The following is a 22,123-nucleotide window of genomic DNA, read 5'->3' on the forward strand; positions in this document are numbered from 1 at the left end:
CCATGAGCGAGCGTCAGTTCCATCGGTCTATCGGTGTCTTCTCGGGCACCGCCATCAACATGACGCAGATGTGCGGGATCGGTCCGTTCATCACCATCCCGCTGATGGTGGCGGCCATGGGCGGGCCACAGGCCATCGTCGGGTGGATCGTGGGCGCACTGCTCGCCATCGCCGATGGACTGGTGTGGGCGGAATTGGGCGCGGCCATGCCGGGTTCCGGCGGTACCTATGTGTACCTCCGGCGGGCTTTCCAGGCACGTAGCGGCAAGCTCATGCCGTTCCTCTTCATCTGGACGATGCTGCTCGCCATACCCCTGCTGATGTCCACGGGCATCATCGGAATGGTCGAATACCTGCAGTTCTTCTTCCCGAACATGGGCTGGTGGACCGCACGCATCGTCGGCGTGGCAGCGACGGCACTCGTAACATGGCTGCTTTACCGCCGCATCGAATCGGTGCGAGTCATCACCATCGCTTTGTGGGTGATCATGCTCGTCTCGATCGTCGGTGTGGCGGCAGCCGGGTTTTCCCATTTCGATCCTCGACTGGCATTCGATTTCCCGGCGGGTGCATTCGGCCCGCGTTTCTTCGTCGGGCTCGGGGCGGGCCTCATCATCGGTGTGTACGACTACCTCGGCTACAACACCACGGCCTATATTGGCGACGAACTGCGCGACCCGGGCCGCACCATGCCGCGCACCATCATTATCTCGATCGTCGCCATGATGGTGATTTATCTCCTTCTCAACATCAGTGTGCTGGGTGTGGCGCCGTGGCAGGAGATCGCCGCGTCCAAATCCGTGGCATCGCTGGTGGTGGAGCGGAGCTGGGGCCATACGGCGGCCGCAGTGATGACGGCTCTCATCATCATCACCGCATTGGCCTCGGTGTTCACAGGTTTGCTCGGCGGCTCGCGCGTGCCATTCGAGGCGGCGCGTGACAAGGTTTTCATTTCGACCTTCGGCAGGCTTCATGCGAAGCACGGCTTTCCGCACATCGCCTTGCTGACGATGGGCACGGTCACGGCTATTGGCACCTTCTTCGATCTGACCGATGTCATCAACATGCTGCTGACGGCGACGATTCTGGTGCAGTCGATTGCACAGATCGTGGCCCTCATCGTCCTGCGGCGCCGCGAACCCGAGCTTCACCGACCCTATAGGCAATGGCTGTACCCGGTGCCTTGCATCATTGCCCTCGTGGGCTGGGTGTACGTGTACGTGTCCGCGTCACCGCTTTCGCTGATGCTGTCGGGAGCATGGATCGTCGCTGGTCTCGTGGTGTTCACGTTGTGGGCCCGGGTGAATGCAGCGTGGCCCTTCGCGCCCGCCGAGACGCCATCCACCACCGCCCCGGAGCTCTGACGTCATGCCAGTTTTCACGCGCATCGTCCTTGCAACAGTCATCGCAACGAGCCTGGCATCCGCTTCCGCGGCGATGGCAGCTACCACTTACGCCGACACGCGCGTTGCCGCGGAGGCGGGCACCGTCAGCCCGATCGGTCACTGGCAGATTCAGGACACCGCAAAAGCACAGAACGACAGCGCGACGATTTCCAAGCGTGGCTTCGCCGCGAAGGACTGGTATCCGGTCACCGGACGCGCCACGGTCATGGCAGGGTTGTTGGAGAACGACGTCTTCAAGTTCGACGTCTTCCATAGCGACAACCTTCGCGCCGTGCAGGTGCCCGACGCCAGCGGCAATCTGTTCGTGACGCCGTGGTGGTACCGCGCGGGCTTCGAACTGTCGAAGGCGGAGGGGACGCGACACACCTTGCTGCGCACCCACGGCATCATCGCCGCCGCGGACGCGTGGGTGAACGGGCAGAAGGTGGCCGACCATGCGGATCTCGCGGGGGCTTATCCCGAGCACGACATCGATGTGACGCGATGGGTGCATGCTGGTTCCAACGTCGTGGCGTTGAAGGTGTACCCGGGCGATCCGCGGATGAGTCTGTCCATCGGCTGGGTGGATTGGAATCCCACGCCGCCGGACAACAACATGGGCCCATGGCGTGGCGTGGACATCGTTCAAACGGGCCCCGTGGCGCTGAGCGCGCCACACGTGGCTCCGACCTTGTCGACAGACCTGGCTCAGGCGACCCTGGCCGTGACGGTCACGGCGACGAACCTCGATGCGGTGGCGCACGACGTCACCGTCTCGGGCACCGTCGCGGACAAGCCGGTGCAACAGACGGTCCGTCTCCCTCCGGGGGAGGCGAAGGTCGTGTCGCTCGCTTCCGGTTCCGCGCCGGTCGTGACGTTGGATCGTCCCAAGGTGTGGTGGCCGATCGGCATGGGCGACCATCCGTTGTATCGAATGGCGGTGACCGCGACGGTCGATGGCGCGCCGTCGGATCGCGCAGCGACGAACTTCGGCGTGCGCAGCGTCGAGTCCACGCTCACCCGCCAGGGCTATCGCCAGTTCATCGTCAATGGTCAGCCGTTGTTGATACGCGGCGGCGGTTGGGCACCCGATATGTTCTTGCGCGACGATCCAGCGCGCATGGAGGCCGAGTTCAGCTACGTGGTGAATCTCGGCCTCAACACCATCCGCAGCGAAGGCAAGTTGGAGAACGAACGCTTCTACGATCTTGCCGACCGCAACGGCATTCTCGTGCTGCCCGGCTGGGAGTGCTGCGACAAGTGGGAAGCTGCCGCGCAGACGGGTGGCGAGCCCTGGACCGACGCCGACATGCGCGTCGCGCAGGCATCGATGGCGAGCGAGGCGCGCCTGTTGCGCAATCATCCGTCCGTGATCGGCTTCTACATCGGCAGCGACCACGCGCCACCGCCAGCGCTTGCGAAGCTGTACATGGATACGCTTCGTGCCGAAGGATGGTCATTGCCCGTCATTTCTGCGGCCGTGGATGTGACGACGGCCGAAGCCGGCCCCTCGGGCATGAAGATGGCGGGACCCTACGACTGGATTCCGCCGTCGTACTGGTACGCGGACAAGCTCGGCGCGGCATTCGGGTTCGATTCGGAGGTCAGCGCGGGAGCCGTCATCCCGCGTCTGGAGGATGTGCAGCGCATGCTCTCGACGCAGGAGCAGGAAGCGTTGTGGAAGTACCCGGAGACCCGGCAGTACCATGCCTCGGCCGACTGGTCGACGTTCGCCGTGCTCACGCCGTTCGACACCGCGCTCGCGAAACGCTACGGCGCACCGAGCGACCTCGCCGACTATGTGGCGAAGGCCCAACTGGACAACTACGACAATGTGCGCGCGCAGTTCGAAGCGTTCAATGCGCGCATGGGTGCGCCGAATCCTGCCACGGGCGTCATCTACTGGATGCTCAACAACGCGTGGCCGTCGCTTCACTGGCACCTGTACGACTACTACCTGAATCCGGCCGGCGCGTACTACGGTGCGAAGAAAGCGAACGAGCCGCTGCACATTCAATACTCGTACGATTCGCGCTCCATCGTGGTCGTGAACCATACGTTGGAGCAACGACGTGGCTTGCAGGCCTCGGTCAAGGTGCGCAACCTCGACGGAAGCGTGCGCTATGACAAGCAGGTGCAGCGCATCGACCTGCCGGGCAATCATGCACAGACGGTGCTCGATCTGCCGTCGGTCGCCGGTCTGTCCACGGTGTATTTCGTCGAACTCGCACTGACCGAAGCCGACGGAAAGCCCGTGAGCCGCAACGTCTACTGGCTGTCCACGCGCGAGGACACGCTCGACTGGCCGAAGTCGAACTGGTACCTGACACCGGTCGTTCAGTACGGCGATTTCAGCGCCCTGGCTTCGTTGCCGAAGGCCACTCGCGAGGTCCGCGCTTCGACCGTGCGCGACGGCGACTACGCGGTGACCACGGTAACGCTTTCCATTCCTTCGTCGTCGCCTTCGGCAGCCGTGCAGGAACATCTGGCGATCCGCCGTGGGGCAAAGGGCGAGCTTGCGCTGCCCGTGACCTGGTCTGACAATGACGTGACGCTCTGGCCCGGCGAATCCGTCGTGCTCACGGCGCGCTATCCGGCGCAGGGCACGGCCGGTACGGTGGTCGAGGTGTCCGGTTGGAATACTCCCGCGGCGCAGGTGGTTGCGGGAGCCACCCAGGGAACGAAGCATTGAAGAGGCCTTCATGTCGCGCGTGACCATCAACGATGTGGCTCGTGCGTCCGATACATCCAAGAAGACCGTCTCCCGCGTGCTCAACCAGGAACCGGGCGTGCGCAAGGAAGTGCGCGAACGGGTGATGGCGGCCGTTGCGGCATTGAACTACCGCCCGCTCACGTCGGCGCGAAGCCTGGCGACCAATCGTTCCTTCATGATCGGGCTGTTGTACGACAACCTCTCGCCCAGCTACATCATGGAGGTGCAGGCCGGCGTGCAGGAGGCCTGCGAGGCGCAGCAGTACAGCATGATGGTGCAACCGTTGGACTCCACAGCGCCGGACTTCATGGAGCGCGTCGAAGGCATCCTGTGGCGGCACCGCCCCGATGGCTTGATCCTCACGCCGCCCATTACGGACCACCCGGCGCTGCTCGCGCACCTGCGCAGCGCGGGGCTCCCTTTCGCTTCCATCGCGCCGCGCAAGGCGAAGGGCGTCGCGGGGGTCATCCTGCATGAGCGCGAGGCCGCGGCTGCGATGGTCGACCATCTGGTCGCACTGGGACACCGCCGTATCGCGCACATCATCGGCGATCCGAAACATGGCGCGGGCGTGTGGCGCCTCGCGGGCTACCGCGACGGCATGAAGCGCGCAGGCCTGGAGGAACGTGCCGACTACATGGTGCAGGGCCAGTTCTCGTTCGAATCCGGGGTGAAGGCTGCCCGCCAGTTGCTGCGGCTGAAGCAGCGACCCACGGCGATCTTCGCGGCCGATGACGACATGGCCGTCGGTGCCATATGGGCCGCGGCCGAAGCGGGCGTAATGGTGCCCGCCGAGGTTTCCATCTGCGGTTTCGACGACACGACGATCGCGACGCAGGTCTGGCCGCTGCTCACCACCGTTCACCAGCCAGTGCGCGACATGGGTAAGCGAGCCACGGAGGAACTGCTGCTTGGTCTCCTCGGCAAAGGCGAACCCCGCATGGTCGAGGTCGAATACCAAATGCGTCTGCGTGCATCCACAGCCCCCGCGCCGCCCTAGAGGAAACACCGTATGTCCGAGCGCCGATACCATTTCATCTCGGGCCTGCCGCGCGCGGGCACCACGTTACTCGCGGCCATCCTGAACCAGAATCCGCGCTTCCGCGCGGGCATGACCAGTCCGGTGGCCGACATCATGGGCGTGGTGGTGGCCGAGGCCAGCAGCAAGAACGACTTCGCCTTCGACGTCACGGACGCGCAACGGACGGCCATGCTGCGGGGCCTGGTGGAGAACTTCTATTCCGTCGATACCCGCGCGGAAGCGGTGTTCGACATGAGCCGCCTCTGGTGCAGCCGCATGGGTCTGCTCGCCACCCTGTTTCCGGGGGTAAAGGTCGTCGCCTGCGTGCGTCAGCTTGCCTGGGTGCTCGACAGCATGGAGCGTCTGGTTCAGAAGCAGCCGGTGAGTGTCAGCAAGGTGTTTCGCTTCGATACCAACACGACGGTCTATTCGCGCGTCGAGGCGCTGACCGATCCACGTGGCATGGTCGGTTTCGCGTACCAGGCAACGAAGGAAGCCTTCTACGGCACATGGGCGCGCGATCACCTGTTGCTGCTGACCTACGAGAGCCTGGTGCGCGATCCCGAGGCCGCCCTACGCGCGGTGTACCGGTTCCTGGGCGAGCCTTGGTTCGCGCATGACTTCGACGACATCGCGTACAGCGCCGACGAATTCGACGCGCGGGTAGGCATGCCGGGGTTGCACGTCGTCCGTGCCAAGGTGGAGGCCGTCGAACGCTCGCCGGTGCTGCCGCGTGAGGTTTTCGCGCGCTTCGCGAACGAGGCGTTCTGGGCCGATCCGAAGAACAACGTCCATCAGGTGCCCATCGTCTGACCATGATCGAGCCGCATGGTGGTGTGCTCAAGCATCTGTACCTGTCGGAAGCGGAGACGCAGGTCGCGCGGCGTGCTTCCGGCGCACTGCCGAGCGTGCGGCTGGAACATCGGCAGCTCTGCGATCTGGAGCTGCTCCTCGACGGCGCGTTCTCGCCGCTCGAAGGGTTCATGGGCGAGGCGGATTACGACGCGGTCGTCACGAGCCTCCGCCTGACGGACGGCACCCTCTGGCCGATGCCGATCGTGCTCGATGTCTCTGCAGACACCGCGGCATCGTTGTCGATAGGGCAAGACGTCGTGTTACGCGACATCCAGGGCACGGCGCTGGCGCTGCTCACGCTGTCCGACATCTTCCGCCCGGACAAGATGCGGGAAGCGTTCCAGGTTTACGGAACGCGAGATTCCGGGCATCCCGGTGTCGCCGATCTGCTGCGCCGGGGCGAGGTCTGCCTTGGCGGCCGTATTCGCGGCCTTCAGCGTCCGGCCCACCACGATTTCACCGACCTGCGAGCTTCCCCGCGCGACCTGCGGGCGTGGTTTGCGGATCGGGGGTGGGATCGTATCGTGGCCTTCCAGACACGCAACCCGTTGCACCGCGCCCACGTGGAACTCACGCGCCGAGCGATGGATGCGGTCGGTGGCAGACTGCTGTTGCACCCCGTCGTCGGGCGCACGCGGGACGGCGACATCGATAGATATACCCGCGTCCGCTGCTATCGCGCCCTGCTGGAGCGTTATCCGGAAGATGCGGTGAAGCTGTCGGTATTGCCGTTGGCCATGCGCATGGCCGGGCCGCGCGAGGCGCTCTGGCACGCCATCATCCGAAAGAACTACGGTGCGAACTTCTTCATCGTCGGGCGCGATCATGCCGGGCCGGGCAAGGATGCCTCGGGACAGGCGTATTACGAGCCGTTGGCGGCGCAGGTCCTGGTCCAGGCCCATGCCGACGAGTTGGGTATCGCAGTGCTTCCGTTCGCGCCGATGGTTTACGCGCCAGGGCGGCAGGCGTATGTCTCTTCCGATGAACTCCACCCGGGCGAAGCCGTGAGCAACGTCTCGGGTACCGAGCTGCGCAAACACCTTCTCGAAGGCAGCGCCATCCCGGCATGGTTTACGTATCCGGAAGTGGAAGTCATCCTCAGGCAGCGCTTCCCACGCCCCGAGAACCGTGGGTGCGCCATCTTTTTCACCGGACTTTCCGGCGCAGGGAAGTCGACCATTGCCCAGGCACTCAAGGCGGCCATCCTCGAAAACACCGGACGGCAGGTCAGCGTGCTCGATGGCGATGAGGTACGAAAGACCTTATCGGCGGGCCTGGGGTTTTCGCGTGAGGATCGCTCGGCGAACATTCTCAGGATCGCCTACGTCGCATCGGAGATCGTCCGCCACGGTGGCATCGCCATCTGTGCGCCGATCGCTCCCTACGCCGAGGACCGGGCGGCCGCGCGCGCGCTGGTTGAAGCGCATGGGGATTTCATCGAAGTGCATGTCAGTACCGCGCTCGACGTATGCGAAGCGCGCGATACCAAAGGTCTATACGCGCAGGCGCGGTCAGGTGCGCTCAAGCAATTCACGGGCATCAGCGATCCCTATGAAGTGCCCGTCGCGCCCGATCTTCGCCTGGATGGTGCGGAGCAGACGCCGGCGCATCTTGCAGCGCAGATCGTCGCCGTACTTCGCGAGCGTCGATTGATCGCCTAGCTTCGTAGGAAAGTTCCTCGCTCGACATAAGCGCCTCCCCTCGCGTTGGCCTTGCCTGCGTGGGCCGACCGGCTGATACCTCGAAGATGTGTAGGAGGAGGGCTCGTCCCATGTCGGGCGTGCCCTGAAGGCTGTCCGACTACGTTGTAATCCGTCCGTCGGCGCCGCCCCCAACCCCAAATCCTCAAGGAGCATCATGAATACCGTCTATCCATCCCGCCTCGCGATGAGTGCGGCAGTGGTCTGCGCTTGCCTCTTCACCGACCAGGCCACGGCCGGCACGATGCCTGCCCCCAGTCTGCCCGCGTGCCATTCGACCATCGAACCAGACGTTACCTGCCGCCTGCCTGTGAAGAACGGCAGTTTCACTGCTCTTACCGGCTGGGAGGCCCTCGGTGACGTCACGCTCGGTAGCGAAGGCGGGGCCTCCTATCTTTCCATGGGTCACGGAAGCTCGATCGAGCAGCCCGTGTACGCCATGTTCTACAAGTGGAGTAGAGCAGCGTATGCGCTTCGCTTCCGTGTCCGCGCCGAATCCGCCGACGCGGAAGTCGACGCGGCGCTGTACATGAGCGACGACACTGGACGGCATACCCAGCACATCGGAAGCGTGATGGTCACTGCCTCGGTGGGTGAATGGCGCGTTGTCGAACTGGTCGCGAACGGGAAGCCATTCCCGGCGCCTGCGCACGTGCTCATCAAGATCTCGAATGGCGGGAGCGGATCGTCGATCCAAGTAACCGACGTTGTGCTCTTCGACATGTTGCAAGAAGGAGCCGTCGACTTGCGTTGACGGAGCGTCGCTGCCCGCGGTGCGGGCGGCGACACTCAATCGGATGGCCGCACGATCCGCAATTCGGTACCGAGTACGCCGGGCAGCGTGCGCAGGGTGCGCACGAGATCAGGCAGGGCGCGAACCCGCCACGCGTCGCCCAGTTCGAAGCTGGCCTGGCCGACGCCATTGCGGTATCCCGCCAGCAGCAGTGGTGTGCGTCCACCGCGATAGCCCATCAGCGCCTGACGCAAGTGTTGCGGAAAATCGGCACCCACGCCGTTGAGCTTCACCGTCAGTAGCCGACCGAAGTGTTCCATCGCGTCGGACAACGAGTACGCCTTGCGCGCACGCAGTTGATAACCACCGGCGAAATCGTCGATCCGCAGGCCGCCCTCTACGACGATGAGGTTGCCGCGCGTGAGCAACGGCGCCGCTTCTGTGAACACCTCACGGAAGAAGCTGGTTTCCAGCAGGCCTGTCGCGTCCTCGATCTGCACGAAGGCATCGCTGTCTCCGCGCTTGCGCATGCCCACGACCATGCCGGCCACGGTCCACGGCGTCTCGGGGGCACGCCGGAAACGGCTTGCGTTGTCGTCATCGTCGCTGCGCCGCGGCTTGGGCGGCTGATAGCGTTGCGGAATTTCGCCGATCGGACAGCTCGACAACTGCGCAAGCTCCGCCTTCCAGGGATCGGTCGGATGGCCCGACAGATAGTGGCCGAGTGTGTCGTGCTCGCCCTGCAGCAGTTGTTCCAGCGGCCATTCGGGTACGGAACCCGACAGTTCGATAATGCTGGGGGCCTCGGCCGCACCGAACGCATTGCCGAAGATGTCGACCTGGCCCGACGCGCGGTTCTTCGCTTCCTGGTCGGCCGCGCGCATGGCTTCGGGGATGTGCATGAGCAGCGTGGCGCGGTTGACGCCAAGCGCGTCCAGCGCGCCCGAGTGCACCAGCGCTTCCATGGTCCGCTTGTTGAGCTTGTTCGAGCCGACACGCTGGCAGAAATCGACCAAGCCGCGGAACGGTCCGCGCGCCTTGCGCTCGGCGACGATCTCTTCGCAGATGCCCTGGCCCACGCCCTTGATGGCGCCGAGGCCGTAGCGCACGACCTTTGGCTCCACCGCCTCGAACATCCACTCGGATGCGTTGACGTCCGGCGGTAGCACCTTGATGCCGATGGCACGCGTTTCGTCGAGGAAGGTGACCACCTTCTCGGTGTTGTCCATGTCCGACGAGATCGTCGCGGCCATGAACTCGGCCGGGTAGTGCGCCTTGAGCCAAGCGGTCTGATACGAGACGAGCGCGTACGCGGCGGCGTGCGACTTGTTGAAGCCGTAGCCCGCGAACTTCTCCATGAGGTCGAAGATCGCGTCGGCCTTCTCGCCGTCGATGCCATCCTTCGCGGCACCTTCGCGGAAGGTGGCGCGATGCTTGATCATCTCCTCGGGCTTCTTCTTGCCCATTGCACGGCGCAGCAGGTCGGCGCCGCCGAGCGTATAGCCGCCGACGATCTGTGCCATCTGCATCACCTGTTCCTGATAGACCATGATGCCGTAGGTCTCTTTCAGGATGGGCTCGACGCGGGGATCGGGATATTCCACCGCCTCCTTGCCGTGCTTGCGCGCGCAGAAACTGGGGATCAGGTCCATCGGGCCGGGGCGGTACAGCGCCACGAGCGCGATGATGTCTTCGAAGCGGTCGGCTTGCGCTTCCTTGAGCATGCCTTGCATGCCGCGCGATTCGAGCTGGAACACGGCGACGGTCTGCGCCTTTTTCAAAAGGTCGTAGACCTTCGGGTCGTCCAGCGGCAGCGCTTCGATCACCAGCGGTTCGACGCCTTCCTGCGCGCGTCGCTTGTTGATCGCCTTCACCGCCCAATCGATGATCGTGAGCGTGCGCAGGCCGAGAAAGTCGAACTTGACGAGGCCCACGGCCTCGACGTCGTCCTTGTCGTACTGTGTGACGACGCCTTCGCCGCCCGCTTCGCAATACAGCGGCGCGAAGTCGGTCAGTGGCGTGGGCGCAATGACCACGCCGCCCGCATGCTTGCCGGCGTTGCGCGTGAGGCCTTCGAGGCTGAGCGCAAGATCGATGAGCGTGCGCGGTTCTTCTTCGGTCTCGTAGACGTCGCAGAATTCCTTGACGACGCGGTCCGGCTCTTTCTTCGCTTTTTCCGAGCGACCCAGCGCATCGGACAACGTGAGGTCGAGCGGCCGGTTCGGAATCAGCTTGGCGAGCCGGTCTACCTGACCGTAGCCCATGCCGAGCACGCGGCCCGAGTCGCGCAATACGGCCTTCGCCGCCATCGAACCGTAGGTGATGATCTGGCTGACGTGATCGCGGCCGTACTTGCGCGCCACGTAGTCGATGACCTCGTCGCGCCGGTCCATGCAGAAGTCGATGTCGAAGTCGGGCATCGACACGCGTTCGGGATTCAGGAATCGCTCGAACAGCAGCTCGAACTGGAGCGGATCGAGGTCGGTGATCTTCAGCACCCAGGCCACCAGCGAGCCGGCGCCCGAACCGCGACCGGGGCCTACCGGAATGCCGTTCTGCTTACCCCAGTTGATGAAGTCCGCCACGATCAGGAAGTAGCCGGGAAAGCCCATCCGAATGATGACGTCCACCTCGCGGTCGAGACGCGCCTGATAGTCGGCCAGCGTCTTGCCCGGGGCGAGCGGATGCTCGCGCAGGCGCTCCTCGAGACCCTTCTGCGCCTGTTCCCGAATGAACGTGTCGAGCGTGTGGCCTTCGGGCACCGGGAAGTTCGGCAGGTAATAGGTGCCGAAGGTCAGCTCCAGGTTGCAGCGCTTGGCCAGTTCGACCGTGTTTTCCAGCGCCTCGGGGATGTCGGCGAACAGCGCCTCCATGTCCTCGGGCGACTTGAAGTACTGCTCCTCGCTGTACTCGCGCGGCCGCTTCGGGTCGGCCAGCACACGGCCCTGGTTGATGCATGTGCGCGCTTCATGTGCCTCGAAGCCCTCGCGTTCGAGGAAGCGGACGTCGTTGCTGGCAATGACCGGCAACGCGTGTTCGCCAGCGAGCGCCATGGCGGCGCGCACCCAGTGTTCTTCGTTCTCCCGGCCCGTGCGGGTCAGTTCCAGGTACAGGCGATCGGGGAAAAGACGGCGCAGCGGTTCGAGGCGCAGACGCGCCGCGGGCAGGCCGGCGCCGAGCGCCGCTCGCGCCACCTCGCTTTCGCGGCCGGCGATGGCGATGAGGCCGCGCACGCTTTCGGCGTTCATCCAGGCGGCATCCACCAGTGCCCGGCCGGTGCCCTGACCCTCGCGCCATGCGCGGGACACCAGACGCGACAGGTTGAGGTAGCCGTCGCGGTCCTGGCAGAGCAGGGTGAGCCGCCAGGGGCGCGGATCGTCGGGGCTGGACACCCAGATGTCGCAGCCGGCGATGGGCTTGATGCCTGCCGCCGTGCACTGCTTGTAGAACTTCACCAGCCCGAACAGGTTGCTCTCGTCGGTCAAGGCGACCGCGGGTATGCCCGCCCGCACGCAGGCGCCGACCAGCTGCTTGATGCGGATGGTCGAGTCGACCAGCGAATACTCGCTGTGCAGGTGGAGGTGGGCGAAACGGACGGACATGGGCGACGCCGGGTAAGGCAGGGGGAAGGCTACCCGCCGACGGCGCGCAGAACAAGAATTGACATGTCGATCGGCGCCGCACCGGGCGTGCGGCGCGGCGGGCGCTCAGCGCATGTGTGCGGTCGGGTGTTCGATGAACCAGAGCCCGGCAAATAGTTTGGCGTCGATAGAGAAGCCTTCCTTGGCCCGCTCGAACAGCCACTGTCCGGCCTCGGCGCGGGGGACCTCGTGCACGATGATGTTCTCCGTGTCGTCGCCGCCGCCTTCGCCGATCTTTGTGAGATCCCAGGCGCGGGCGAAGGCGATCATCTCGGTGCTCATGCCGGCCGATGACGGGCCCTCATGCACGAATTCCATGCGCCCGCAGGTATAACCGGTTTCTTCTTCGAGTTCGCGTTTCGCCGCCAGCAGCACGTCTTCGTCCTCGGCGCCGCTGATGTCGCCGACGAGGCCGGCCGGCATCTCGATGGTGTTGGCGAGAATCGACACGCGGTACTGCTCGACGAAGACGATCTTGTCCTCCGGCGTGACCGCCAGAATGATGACCGCGCCGCGCGGGTTGGTGCGCACGGCGTACTCCCAGCGCCCCCGCTTCTTGAGGGCCAGCCATTTGCCGGTGAACATCGTTTCTTCCGGCGCCGAGGCGTCATCGGGAATGGGCGAGGCGTGCGGCAGCGGGCTGTTCAGCATGGGCGGCTCCTGGACGGGACGGCAAAGTATCCGGCCAAGGGTATCGCGCCTGTGTGACGTTGCGCCGCCGGAGGGCGGACAAACCTGGGTGGGAACCCTGTGGGAGCCTTGTTGGATCCCTGTTGGAACCTTGCTGGAACCTTGTGGGAGCCGCCATGGCGGCGAGGGGAACCTGCCTCTCCGCTTCATCCCTTCGTGGGCTTCTCGCCGCTATAGCGGCTCCCACAAGGGCTCCCACAAGGCTCCCACAGTTTGCGGTCAGAGCAGCGCGCGTAGTCGCGTGCGGGTGAGTGGCCCGAAGCGGATGCGTTCGCAGAGGTCGTCCACCGCGCTGGCGTCGCCGGCACGCCGGGAGAGCGCATCGGCCGTCTCGGCCACGGCGATGTCGAGCGCGATGCGGGTCAGTCGGCGGCACAGCAGAGCTTGCTCGGCATGCTCGCGCAGGCGCACGGCACAGGCCGCCGCGCCGCGGAAGCGCAGGTACGGCACCTCGTCCACGCGATCGAGGATGGCGTCGAGGCTGCCGAAGTGGGCGAGCAACGCGGCGGCGGTTTTCGCACCGATGCCGGGTACGCCCGGAATGTTGTCCACGGCGTCGCCGCACAGCGCAAGATAGTCGGCGACCTGGTGCGGATGCACGCCCATCCGCTCGAACACGCCTGCCGCACCCCAGCGCACGTTCTTGGCGAAATCCCATTGTTCGTCGCGCTCGCCGAGCAACTGACCGAAGTCCTTGTCCGCCGAAACGATAACGCCACGGAACCCATGCGAACGCAGACCCCACAACGCGCTGCCGATGAGATCGTCGGCTTCGTACTGGTGGTCGTTGAGCACGGTCAGGCCAAGAGCGGCGGCGATCTCCCGGCACAGCGCGAACTGGCGCACGAGTTGCGGTGGCGGCAGCTCGCGGTTGGCCTTGTAAGCGGGATAGATCGCATTGCGAAACGATGTAGTGAGCGACGCGTCGAACGCCACGGCCATGTGCTCCGCGCGGCTGCGTTCCAGCAGTTCGCAGAGAAATCGTGTGAAGCCGTGGACGGCGTTGACCGATCCGCCTTCGTGGTCGTGGAATTCGTCCGGCATCGAGTGCCAGGCGCGAAAGACGTAGAGGCTGCCGTCGACCAGGTGAACGAGCGAGTCGTCGCTCACGGCGTCCACACGCTCACGATCTCGTCGTAGGACGGGCGGTCGCGTTCGGGGGCCTCCATCGACGGCGTGCCGATGTGGATGAAACCGATGACGTGCTCGCTCTTCTTCATGCCGAGCAGCTTGGCGACCTCGCGGTCGTACGCGGCCCAGCCGGTCAGCCACTGCGCGCCGAAACCGAGCGCCTGCGCGCCGAGCAGCAGGTTGTAGGCCACGCAGCCGGCAGTGAGATCCTGCTCCAGCGGCGGCACCTTGCTGTCGCCGTCGATCTTCGCCGAGACCACGAGAACGAGCGGCGCGTGTTCGTAGCGCTGGCGTTCCTTCTGGCGCTTGGCGTCGGATAGCCCGGGGTCGTTTTCTTCGGCACGCTGCGCGAGCGCACGCCCAAAGGCGCGCTTGGCCTCACCACGCAGCACGCGGATGCGGAACGGTGTGAGCTTGCCGTGGTCTGGAACGCGCAGCGCCGCTTCGAGCAGACGACGCAAGGTGGCGTCATCGGGCGCCGGCTCGCCGAGTTGGCGTGAGGGCACGGAACGGCGAGCGTTGAGAAAGGCGAGATCGGTCATCGCGCCAGTTTACCGGAGCGGCCTCCCGGCTCCCACCCGAAGACCTAGGGGCGGTCCGGCGGCGGACGATCATCCGGGGGCGGCGGCAGCGCGTCCTTGGGACCGAGATGGTCCACGGCAGCACGGCGCTGTTCGGGCGACTGGTTTTCCCAGCGTTCCTTCAGCGCCTGGCGCTGCGCGGGCGGCAGGTTGCGGAAGCGTTCGAACGCGTCGTGCAGCTTCGCCCGCTCCTCGGGTGAGAGATCCTGGAATTTCTGCCGATTCCGGCGCGCCTCTGCGCGTTCTTCGGGCGTCATGTGCTGCCAGCGTTCGATGCGTTCGCGGATTTCGGCGCGGCGTTCAGGCGGCAGGCCGCGCCAGCGCTGTGCCTTGTCGAGCATCTTCGACTGACGCTGCGGCGGGAAGGTATCCCAGTCCTGCGCGAGAGGGGCGAGGATGTCCTTCTCGTCCGGCGACAAGGCGCTCCATGGCCGCGGCGGCGGCAGCGGGCCCTGCTCGCCCGGCGGCGGAGGCGGTGGCGGGCGGTCCTGCGCCGTGGCGGCCAGAGGCGCCGCGGCGAGGATCAGCAGGGCGAAAACGAGCGGTACGCGACGCATGGCGATCACTTGCGGGACGAGGTGGGAGTGTCGGCGTAGGCCAGCCAGCTATAGAACTGGAGGTCCTTGTAGAGCGCCGGATCGGCGCTGTCGGCGTCGGGCGGCAGGTCGTTCGGGTCGGTGTCGGCCATCTGGGTGACTGCCGGCGGTGCGCTGGGCGCCACGCCGGGCCGCCACGCCATCAACGCGGCCAGGGCCAGCACTGCGAAGGCGCCGGTCGGCAGCAGCAGCCGATGCGCGGCCGAGGTCTGCGGCTTCGCCAGGGCAGTACGCCGCGCCGCGCGCAGGCGCCCGGCGATGGCCGGATCGACGTCCCGGCTGGCGCGCAGGTAGAGATCCCTGGCGCGGCGTTCGAATTCCTGATCGTGCTGGCTCATCGCCATGCCTCCAGTTGACCGCGCAGCGCATGCATCGCGCGCGAAAGATGGGTTTTCACACTGCCGTCCGAACAGCCCATGGCTGCGGCCGTTTCCGCCACGTCCAGGCCTTCCATGATGCGCAGGATGAAGGCCTCGCGCTGGCGCGTGGGCAGGTTACGCAGGGCCGCGACGATGTCTGCGTAGGCCTGCGAATCCTGCAACCGCGCCGAGGGATCGGGTGCGTCGTCGGCGGGCTCCCAACTCGGCAGTTCGTCGCCGTCGTCGTCCTTGCCGCCGCCCAGCCAGCCCACCACGATCGAGCGCACCTTGCGGCGACGCTGCAGATCGACGATGCGCCGCCGCAGGATGCCCCAGAACAGCGGCGTCCATTCGCCATTGGGCTTGTCGCCGTAGTGGCGAACGAGTCGCAACATCGCGTCCTGCACCGCGTCCAGGGCGTCCTCCCGGTTACCCAGGTGAATTTCCGCCATGCGCCAGGCGCGCCGCTCGATGCCGGCGAGAAAGGCGTCCATGTTCGCCGGTACCTCGCGAACGTCCTCCAGCGACGTGCCGGCGAGCGCGAGCGCAGCGTTCACGGTGCTCTCCGCGGCGTCGGTGTTGGCATCCTCGTGCTCCATACGTCGTTGGTACGCTCCGGTAAACGCGGTCGGCGACCGCCGGTTGACTGCCTGTTGGGCGCCATCTTCCGGGGGCAGGGATTTACGGCTTCTGAAGTCCGTCGGGACGCCGTACGGCGAGGGGCCAGGCCACCGCGGCGGCCAGTGCCGCGCCCACGGCCGCCAGGACGAAGTCTCCCGGGCCTTGGGACAGCCGCGCCAGCTCGAGCAGCATGGCCGGGCCCGCGTTGCCCAGCGCTCGCGCCAGGCCCATGCCCATCATGCCGGCGATCGTTGCCCCAGACGCCAGACAGGCGGCGTAGATGGCGGCGATCAGCGTCGATCCGGCGGCCAGCAGGGCGCCAATCCAGCCTTCGAAGCGAAGCCAGCGACGTACCACGGTGCCGAGTATCCACCCAGCGGGCAGCACCATGGCGGGCAGGGGGCGCGAGAACATCATCGTGGGCACCATCCAGACGGCGCCCACGGCGAAGCCGAACATCACGGCACAGAACACGCCGAAGAGGAAACCGGGAAGACGGAAAGGCTCAGCCGGCACGGGTTGGGTCCAGGTCGCGCATGGGAGGGGCCAAAGGGCAAAGCGGCCATGATAGCGGGCGTACCGGCCGCCCGCTCTTGAGCGGGACGGGCGCTGCCCCGACGTAGGACTCCGTGGATGCTTACCGCGCGCGACGGGCGGGGGCATAATCGGTGACTTTGCGGCCGCGTTGCGGCCTTCACAGGACAGTAATGAGCGGTTTCAGCCTCAGCAGCGAACCCTTTACCCTCGAGCGCGACTGCCAGGCGGTCATGGTGCCGCAGGGCGAGACGGTGACGCTCCCGGCCGGCCAGATCGGCTACATCACCCAGGCGCTCGGCGGCAGCTTCACCGTCTATGTCGAGGGCAACCTGTTTCGTATCGCCGGCAACGACGCCGACGCGCTGGGCAAGGAGCCTCCAAAGCCGATCGAACTCTCCGACGACGCCTCCGACGAGGACGTCGAGAAGCTCGTATGGCAGCAACTGCGCACCTGTTTCGACCCCGAGATTCCCATCAACGTGGTGGAACTGGGCCTCGTCTACGACGTGAGCCTGGAAACCGGCGACGAGGGCGGCCGCAAGGTCTACGTCAAGATGACCCTGACCGCCCCAGGTTGCGGCATGGGCGACATCCTCGTGGACGACGTGCGTACGAAGCTCGAAATCATTCCCACCGTGATGGAAGCCGACGTCGACCTCGTCTTCGATCCGCCGTGGAACCATTCGATGATGTCGGATGCGGCGAAGCTCGAGACGGGGATGCTCTGAACCGCCGCGCGTCCCGATGGCAGATCCGAACTAGCGTACGGCGAGCGTGAGCTTGCCGGCGTCAGCATGCATGGCTATCTCCTACGTATCGGCGCGCGCGTCGCAGGTCACCGACGTAAAGAGCCCGCAGCTCACGCGTCCTCTTCGCTCTGATCCAGCGCCATCGGCACCACACCCGCATCGAGCGACGCACCATAGCTGGCGATCGTCTTGACGTTGGCGGGTGAGAGATAGCTGGCGGGGACGTGGTTTTCGTACATGCGTGTTTCGAGGGCGAAGTGCGCATCGAGGTCGAGGGCCTTCGTTACGGCGAGGATCTCGTCGCGGTGCGGAGCGAGGGCTCGCAGCAGCAGGGTCAGCGCATCGTCCAGCATGTACGTGCGCTGCCACGGCAGCTCGAAGCACCATCCGTTGGTTCGGCGCTGCAAGTCGGAGCGAGCGATGTGCTCGCCCTTCTGCCACGTGGTCGCGCCAGCCAGCCCGATGTCGGCCACGAGATGGTCCAGCGTCTGCCGTTCCGACGTCAGGCGGAAGGCCGCGCGTACCGAGGGGGTGAGGTGACGGAGGTCCGACTCGATATCGGCAGCTTCGCGCATCGGGAATCCCTTTCGCAGGTTCATGAGGTCTTGGCGTGCGTAGCATCGCGTTTTTTCAAGGCTCAGGGATAGCCTGATCGGGGCCCTAGGGAAATCCCTAGGTAGTCGATCGCGAAAACTTGCGCTAGGTTGACCATGACCTTCGGCAGGGAGACCGGTGGTCGGTTCCGTGGACGCCGCCCACGCATACGACGGCGCCTTTCAAACGAAGTCCATGCCGCTTTCCGAGGGACCAGGAGGAGGGGGTGACAGGCGGACGGGCACGGGGCTGCTGGACAACACGGGCATCGCGCTACGGCGCGAATTCATATCGTTCGGAATGTGGTCCCCACGGCCGCAATGGCTTCGTGCGGCCCATTCCCGGAGGAGGAACGTAATGGCAAGTCATGTTCGCTTGAAACTACTGGCCGCTTCGCTGGCCATCGCTGCGTCATCCGTCGCCATGGCCGGCACGGAACAGGCTCTGCGTGCGCAGAACCTTGGCGCGGTACCCGCCAGCCAATTGGCAACGAAGCTCGGCCTTTCCGCCGACAACGCCTTCGTCGCCAGAAACGCGTTGCCGACTGTGAAAGGCACGCAGACCGTGCGCATGCAACAGACGTTCAAGGGCGTGCCGGTTTACGGCCGCAGCATCGCGGTCGAACAGGATGCGCAGGGCAACGCACTGGTAGCCAATGGCGTCGTCACCTCCGACCTGCAGGTCGATCTCGCTTCGGTCACACCGCGCATCGATCAGGCTGCTGCCGTCGCCGCGCTGTCGCGCCAGTCGCGTACGTTGAGCGCCACCGGCGCCAAGCCGGAGAACGTCAAGGCCGACCTGTACGTCTATCCCGTGGATGGCGCGCCGGCCCGCCTAGTGTATCTCACCTCGTTCTTCGTCGGCGGCGATCATCCGACCCGTCCCACCGCGATCGTCGATGCCAACACCGGGCAGATCATCGAGCAGTGGGAAGGCCTCACCAACGCCGAGGTGGACGCGACCGGTCCGGGCGGCAACCAGAAAACCGGCCAGTACACCTGGGGCGCGGGCGGCAAGCCGGCGCTGCGCGTGACGCAGTCGGGCAACACCTGTACCGCGCAGAACCAGAACGTGAAGTCGTACAACATGAACAAGGCGACCTCCGGCAGCGGCACGCTGTGGAGCTTCACCTGCTTCAACTCCAGCGGTGATGCCATCAACGGCGCCTACGGGCCGATCAACGACGCTCACCATTTCGGCGGCGTGGTGCATGACATGTACACCACGTACACCGGCGCGGCGCCGTTGAACCAGGTGCTGATCATGAAGGTGCACTACGGCAACAGCTACGAGAACGCTTTCTGGGACGGTACGTCGATGACCTTCGGCGACGGTGCCAGCACGTTCTATCCGCTGGTGGCGCTCGACGTGACGTCGCACGAAATCAGCCACGGCTACACGGAACAGCACTCCAACCTCGCCTACAGCGGGCAGTCCGGCGGCATGAACGAAGCCTATTCGGATATCGCCGGCGAAGCGGCGGAATACTTCGACCGTGGCAGCAACGACTTCCTGGTCGGTGCCGACATCGTCAAGACCAGTGCCGGTATCGGCAACGCCCTGCGTTATATGTGCACCCCGTCCCAGGACGGCGCATCGATCGACAACGCGTCCCAGTACTACAACGGTCTGGACGTGCATTACTCCTCGGGCGTGTACAACAAGGCGTTCTGCCTGCTCGCCAAGACCTCCGGTTGGGATACGGTCAAGGCGTTCAAGGTGTTCGCCCGCGCCAATGCGCTGTATTGGACCGCTAACTCCACCTTCAATAGCGGCGCATGCGGCGTGGCAAGCGCGGCCACCGATCTCGGATATGCCTCCGCGGATGTGGTCACCGCGTTCAACGGCGTGGGCGTGAGCTGCTCGGGTGGTGGCGGTGGCGGCACCACGCAGTTGCAGAATGGCGTGGCCAAGACCGGTCTCGCCGGCAGCTCGGGCACCGAGTTGAACTACACGGTGGTAATTGCGGCCGGTGCGTCGAACCTGACCATCGCGACCAGCGGCGGCACCGGCGATGCCGACCTCTACGTGAAGTTCGGTTCGGCTCCGACGACGTCCAGCTACAACTGCCGTCCGTACAAGACCGGCAACAACGAGTCGTGCACGTTCGCGGCTCCGCAGGCCGGCACGTACTACGTGAAGGTGCGCGGCTACAGCAGCTTCTCGGGCGTGTCGCTGAAGGCGACCTGGACCCCGTAAGGCGCTACCTGCATAACGTGTGAGCAAGCGAGGCCCGGGCGGTAACGCCCGGGCCTTTTCGCGGGTGCGGCACGGACGATGCGCACCCGTCGAGGCGGGCGCTGCCGCGTAGGCGCGCTCGATGCGGCGTCCTACCGTCAACGTTCCGCGGCTTGCCGCATCGTCGAAGGAACGCCCCATGCGCCTTATTCCCGCTGCGTTGCTTGCATCGCTTGCCGCGCCCGTCGCGGTTGCCGAGTCCTCCCGGTACATCGTTCATTTCGCCGACAATGTGATGGCGACTGCCGTACAGCAGTCGCTGCGCGCTGCGGTCCAGCCGCAGGCTGATGCGCATGCGCCACGTCATGTGCGGACACTCGCCACGGGCGGCGAACTCTTCCAGCTCACGCCCGAGGATGCGTCGGCGCTCGCGGCCACGCCGGGCGTGGTCGCCGTCGAGGAAGACCTGGTTCTGCAGCCGACGGCGGGCCCCGATCCGCTGTGGCGGCGCCAGTGGTACATGCACGACCCCAAGGTGGGCGTCGATGCGGAAGTGGCATGGCGTTATACGCGTGGCGCCGGGGCGGTGGTCGCGGTGCTCGATACCGGCATCACGCCTCATCCGGAGTTCGATGGGCAGCTTCTGCCGGGCTACGATTTCGTGAGCGATCCGGCGGACGCGCGCGACGGCGATGGCCGCGATCCCGATCCCAACGACGAAGGCGACTGGGCCGATCCGGGCGAATGTCTGCGTCCGCGACTCAAATCGACCTGGCATGGTTCCCATGTGGCCGGCATCGTCGCCGCACGCGCCGGCAATCGGCCAGGCATCGTCGGTCTCGCACCGGAGGCGAAGGTGATTCCCGTGCGCGTTCTCGCGCGCTGCGGCGGGCAGCTGTCCGATGTGGCCGACGCCATCGTCTGGGCCAGTGGCGGTGACGTGCCGGGCGTGCCGACGCTGGCCCGGCGGGCGGATGTCATCAACCTCAGCCTGGGTACCATCGGCGCATGCGGCTGGAGCATGCAGGTGGCCATCGAGAAGGCCATGGCGCGCGGCACCGTAGTGGTGGTGGCGGCGGGCAACGACGAATCCAGCGCCTCCTTGAACGTGCCGGGAAATTGCCCGGGCGTGATCACGGTGGCCGCGCTGGCGCGGGACGGCTCCATGGCCTGGTACTCGAACTACGGCTCGGGGGTCACGTTGTCGGCGCCGGGAGGCTCACTGCGCGAGCGCGGTTCCGACGACATCCTTTCGACGCTGTATCTGGGCAAGCGAAACCGGGAAACCCCGGCCTTCGGCTACTACGCCGGTACGTCCATGGCGGCACCACAGGTGTCGGCGCTCGTGGCGCTGATGCGTTCCGTCGATCCGGCGATCAGCGTGGACGCCGTGAGGCAGCAACTGGTGGACAACGCCCGGCCGCTGCCTGGCCCTTGCCCGAAGGGATGCGGGGCGGGCCTCATGGACGCGGGTGCGACCGTCGACGCGGTGGTCGAGGATCGCGTCAGTCGCTGAGGCCGGGGTTCAGACGGCCTCGAACCGATTCGCGTCACGGTTCTTGCGAACCGCGTCGGGATGCCAGACGAGGCCGTTCATCGCGATGTACACGCCGTCGGGCAGCGTCTGCACCGCGCCGACGGCGCAACCAATGTTGAACACGGCATCCGAGCCCTGGAAGCGCGCCGGATTCAGCGCGCCAGTCAACACGATGACCTTGCCGGGAATGCCCGCGAGCACGCGGGCTGTTTCCACCATGGTGTCCGTGCCGTGGGTGACCAGCACGTGGCGATGGGGCTGGGCTTCGATGGTGCTGCGGATCAGTGCCCGATCCTCATCGGTCACGTGCAGGCTGTCCTTGCGCAGGATGGGAATCACGTCGAAGCGAAACGCGACGCCCAGTTGCTGAAGGATGTCGCCGATCTGCGGGGAGCCGATCTGGTAGTCCGACTTGTCGTCGAAATACACCTTGTCGATGGTGCCGCCGGTGGTGACGATGGTGAGTTGCTGCATGGACTGGCCTGGGAAGCGGGCGAAACGG

General features: G+C 65.7%; 19 protein-coding genes. 9 read left to right on the forward strand and 10 right to left on the reverse strand.

Features of this window, described 5'->3' with window-relative positions; genetic code table 11:
* Positions 1–2: 2 nt before the first annotated feature.
* From BT115_RS12285 to BT115_RS12310, 6 genes are all read left to right on the forward strand, one after another.
* Positions 3–1,364, forward strand: a complete 1,362-nt coding sequence (locus tag BT115_RS12285) for an APC family permease (protein ID WP_072322869.1) — start codon at positions 3–5, stop codon at positions 1,362–1,364.
* 4 nt (positions 1,365–1,368) lie between these two features.
* On the forward strand, positions 1,369–4,077 hold the full coding sequence (locus BT115_RS12290; protein WP_072322870.1) for a glycoside hydrolase family 2 protein: 2,709 nt from the start codon (positions 1,369–1,371) through the stop codon (positions 4,075–4,077).
* A 10-nt stretch (positions 4,078–4,087) separates the two neighbouring features.
* Entirely contained in the window at positions 4,088–5,098 is a 1,011-nt protein-coding gene (locus BT115_RS12295; RefSeq protein ID WP_072322871.1) for a LacI family DNA-binding transcriptional regulator, read from the forward strand.
* Between the two features lie 12 nt (positions 5,099–5,110).
* On the forward strand, positions 5,111–5,932 hold the full coding sequence (locus BT115_RS12300; protein ID WP_072322872.1) for a sulfotransferase family protein: 822 nt from the start codon (positions 5,111–5,113) through the stop codon (positions 5,930–5,932).
* Positions 5,933–5,934: 2 nt separating this feature from the next.
* The gene (locus tag BT115_RS12305; protein ID WP_218184754.1) at positions 5,935–7,635 is read left to right on the forward strand and encodes a bifunctional sulfate adenylyltransferase/adenylylsulfate kinase; all 1,701 of its coding nucleotides are present in this window, start codon (positions 5,935–5,937) and stop codon (positions 7,633–7,635) included.
* Between the two features lie 196 nt (positions 7,636–7,831).
* Positions 7,832–8,428 carry a hypothetical protein gene (locus BT115_RS12310; protein WP_072322874.1) on the forward strand — a complete coding sequence of 199 codons (597 nt, stop codon included), beginning with the start codon at positions 7,832–7,834 and terminating at the stop codon, positions 8,426–8,428.
* Between the two features lie 35 nt (positions 8,429–8,463).
* Here the strand turns inward: BT115_RS12310 and dnaE are convergent, their stop codons facing one another.
* From dnaE to BT115_RS12350, 8 genes are all read right to left on the reverse strand, one after another.
* On the reverse strand, positions 8,464–12,009 hold the full coding sequence (gene dnaE, locus BT115_RS12315) for a DNA polymerase III subunit alpha (protein ID WP_072322875.1): 3,546 nt from the start codon (positions 12,007–12,009) through the stop codon (positions 8,464–8,466).
* 105 nt (positions 12,010–12,114) lie between these two features.
* Positions 12,115–12,699 carry an NUDIX hydrolase gene (locus tag BT115_RS12320; protein ID WP_072322876.1) on the reverse strand — a complete coding sequence of 195 codons (585 nt, stop codon included), beginning with the start codon at positions 12,697–12,699 and terminating at the stop codon, positions 12,115–12,117.
* 258 nt (positions 12,700–12,957) lie between these two features.
* Positions 12,958–13,857, reverse strand: coding sequence for a 5'-3' exonuclease (locus BT115_RS12325; protein ID WP_072322877.1), 900 nt, complete (start codon positions 13,855–13,857; stop codon positions 12,958–12,960).
* The gene (locus tag BT115_RS12330; protein ID WP_072322878.1) at positions 13,845–14,411 is read right to left on the reverse strand and encodes a nitroreductase family protein; all 567 of its coding nucleotides are present in this window, start codon (positions 14,409–14,411) and stop codon (positions 13,845–13,847) included. The genes BT115_RS12325 and BT115_RS12330 overlap by 13 nt, the downstream gene beginning before the upstream one ends.
* A gap of 44 nt (positions 14,412–14,455) precedes the next feature.
* The gene (locus tag BT115_RS12335) at positions 14,456–15,007 is read right to left on the reverse strand and encodes a DUF3106 domain-containing protein (RefSeq protein ID WP_072323194.1); all 552 of its coding nucleotides are present in this window, start codon (positions 15,005–15,007) and stop codon (positions 14,456–14,458) included.
* Between the two features lie 5 nt (positions 15,008–15,012).
* Entirely contained in the window at positions 15,013–15,384 is a 372-nt protein-coding gene (locus BT115_RS12340; protein WP_072322879.1) for a hypothetical protein, read from the reverse strand.
* Positions 15,381–16,004: an RNA polymerase sigma factor gene (locus BT115_RS12345; protein WP_177257407.1), complete on the reverse strand. Its 624-nt coding sequence runs from the start codon at positions 16,002–16,004 to the stop codon at positions 15,381–15,383. Before BT115_RS12345 ends, BT115_RS12340 begins: the two co-directional genes overlap by 4 nt.
* Before the next feature lie 82 nt (positions 16,005–16,086).
* Positions 16,087–16,542, reverse strand: a complete 456-nt coding sequence (locus BT115_RS12350) for a hypothetical protein (RefSeq protein ID WP_083527435.1) — start codon at positions 16,540–16,542, stop codon at positions 16,087–16,089.
* A 191-nt stretch (positions 16,543–16,733) separates the two neighbouring features.
* On the opposite strand from BT115_RS12350, the gene sufT reads away from it, so the two are divergent.
* A complete protein-coding gene (gene sufT / locus BT115_RS12355) occupies positions 16,734–17,291 on the forward strand; it encodes a putative Fe-S cluster assembly protein SufT (RefSeq protein WP_072322880.1) in 558 nt (185 codons plus the stop codon).
* 131 nt (positions 17,292–17,422) lie between these two features.
* Here sufT and BT115_RS12360 read toward each other — a convergent pair whose 3' ends face one another.
* Positions 17,423–17,887, reverse strand: a complete 465-nt coding sequence (locus tag BT115_RS12360; RefSeq protein ID WP_072322881.1) for a DUF4279 domain-containing protein — start codon at positions 17,885–17,887, stop codon at positions 17,423–17,425.
* Positions 17,888–18,263: 376 nt separating this feature from the next.
* Between BT115_RS12360 and BT115_RS12365 the strand changes: the two genes are divergently transcribed.
* Both BT115_RS12365 and BT115_RS12370 read left to right on the forward strand, forming a co-directional pair.
* Positions 18,264–20,105, forward strand: coding sequence for a M4 family metallopeptidase (locus tag BT115_RS12365; protein WP_072322882.1), 1,842 nt, complete (start codon positions 18,264–18,266; stop codon positions 20,103–20,105).
* A gap of 178 nt (positions 20,106–20,283) precedes the next feature.
* Complete coding sequence (locus BT115_RS12370) at positions 20,284–21,600, forward strand: S8 family serine peptidase (RefSeq protein ID WP_072322883.1); 1,317 nt, start codon at positions 20,284–20,286, stop codon at positions 21,598–21,600.
* 9 nt (positions 21,601–21,609) lie between these two features.
* Here BT115_RS12370 and BT115_RS12375 read toward each other — a convergent pair whose 3' ends face one another.
* Positions 21,610–22,095 (reverse strand): asparaginase domain-containing protein, encoded by a 486-nt coding sequence (locus tag BT115_RS12375; RefSeq protein WP_072322884.1) that lies wholly within the window; start codon positions 22,093–22,095, stop codon positions 21,610–21,612.
* Positions 22,096–22,123: the final 28 nt, after the last annotated feature.

This window comes from Luteibacter sp. UNCMF366Tsu5.1 (assembly GCF_900119235.1).
Lineage (GTDB): Bacteria > Pseudomonadota > Gammaproteobacteria > Xanthomonadales > Rhodanobacteraceae > Luteibacter > Luteibacter flocculans.

Excerpts from the sequence above, each read along its gene's own strand:
- BT115_RS12340 (WP_072322879.1), bottom strand. The coding sequence starts at position 15,384 with ATGAGCCAGCACGATCAGGAATTCGAACGCCGCGCCAGGGATCTCTAC.
- BT115_RS12300 (WP_072322872.1), top strand. The coding sequence starts at position 5,111 with ATGTCCGAGCGCCGATACCATTTCATCTCGGGCCTGCCGCGCGCGGGC.
- BT115_RS12290 (WP_072322870.1), top strand. The coding sequence starts at position 1,369 with ATGCCAGTTTTCACGCGCATCGTCCTTGCAACAGTCATCGCAACGAGC.
- BT115_RS12295 (WP_072322871.1), top strand. The coding sequence starts at position 4,088 with ATGTCGCGCGTGACCATCAACGATGTGGCTCGTGCGTCCGATACATCC.
- BT115_RS12375 (WP_072322884.1), bottom strand. The coding sequence starts at position 22,095 with ATGCAGCAACTCACCATCGTCACCACCGGCGGCACCATCGACAAGGTG.
- dnaE (WP_072322875.1), bottom strand. The coding sequence starts at position 12,009 with ATGTCCGTCCGTTTCGCCCACCTCCACCTGCACAGCGAGTATTCGCTG.
- BT115_RS12370 (WP_072322883.1), top strand. The coding sequence starts at position 20,284 with ATGCGCCTTATTCCCGCTGCGTTGCTTGCATCGCTTGCCGCGCCCGTC.
- sufT (WP_072322880.1), top strand. The coding sequence starts at position 16,734 with ATGAGCGGTTTCAGCCTCAGCAGCGAACCCTTTACCCTCGAGCGCGAC.
- BT115_RS12310 (WP_072322874.1), top strand. The coding sequence starts at position 7,832 with ATGAATACCGTCTATCCATCCCGCCTCGCGATGAGTGCGGCAGTGGTC.
- BT115_RS12320 (WP_072322876.1), bottom strand. The coding sequence starts at position 12,699 with ATGCTGAACAGCCCGCTGCCGCACGCCTCGCCCATTCCCGATGACGCC.
- BT115_RS12335 (WP_072323194.1), bottom strand. The coding sequence starts at position 15,007 with ATGCGTCGCGTACCGCTCGTTTTCGCCCTGCTGATCCTCGCCGCGGCG.
- BT115_RS12360 (WP_072322881.1), bottom strand. The coding sequence starts at position 17,887 with ATGCGCGAAGCTGCCGATATCGAGTCGGACCTCCGTCACCTCACCCCC.
- BT115_RS12365 (WP_072322882.1), top strand. The coding sequence starts at position 18,264 with ATGGCAAGTCATGTTCGCTTGAAACTACTGGCCGCTTCGCTGGCCATC.
- BT115_RS12285 (WP_072322869.1), top strand. The coding sequence starts at position 3 with ATGAGCGAGCGTCAGTTCCATCGGTCTATCGGTGTCTTCTCGGGCACC.
- BT115_RS12330 (WP_072322878.1), bottom strand. The coding sequence starts at position 14,411 with ATGACCGATCTCGCCTTTCTCAACGCTCGCCGTTCCGTGCCCTCACGC.
- BT115_RS12305 (WP_218184754.1), top strand. The coding sequence starts at position 5,935 with ATGATCGAGCCGCATGGTGGTGTGCTCAAGCATCTGTACCTGTCGGAA.
- BT115_RS12345 (WP_177257407.1), bottom strand. The coding sequence starts at position 16,004 with ATGGAGCACGAGGATGCCAACACCGACGCCGCGGAGAGCACCGTGAAC.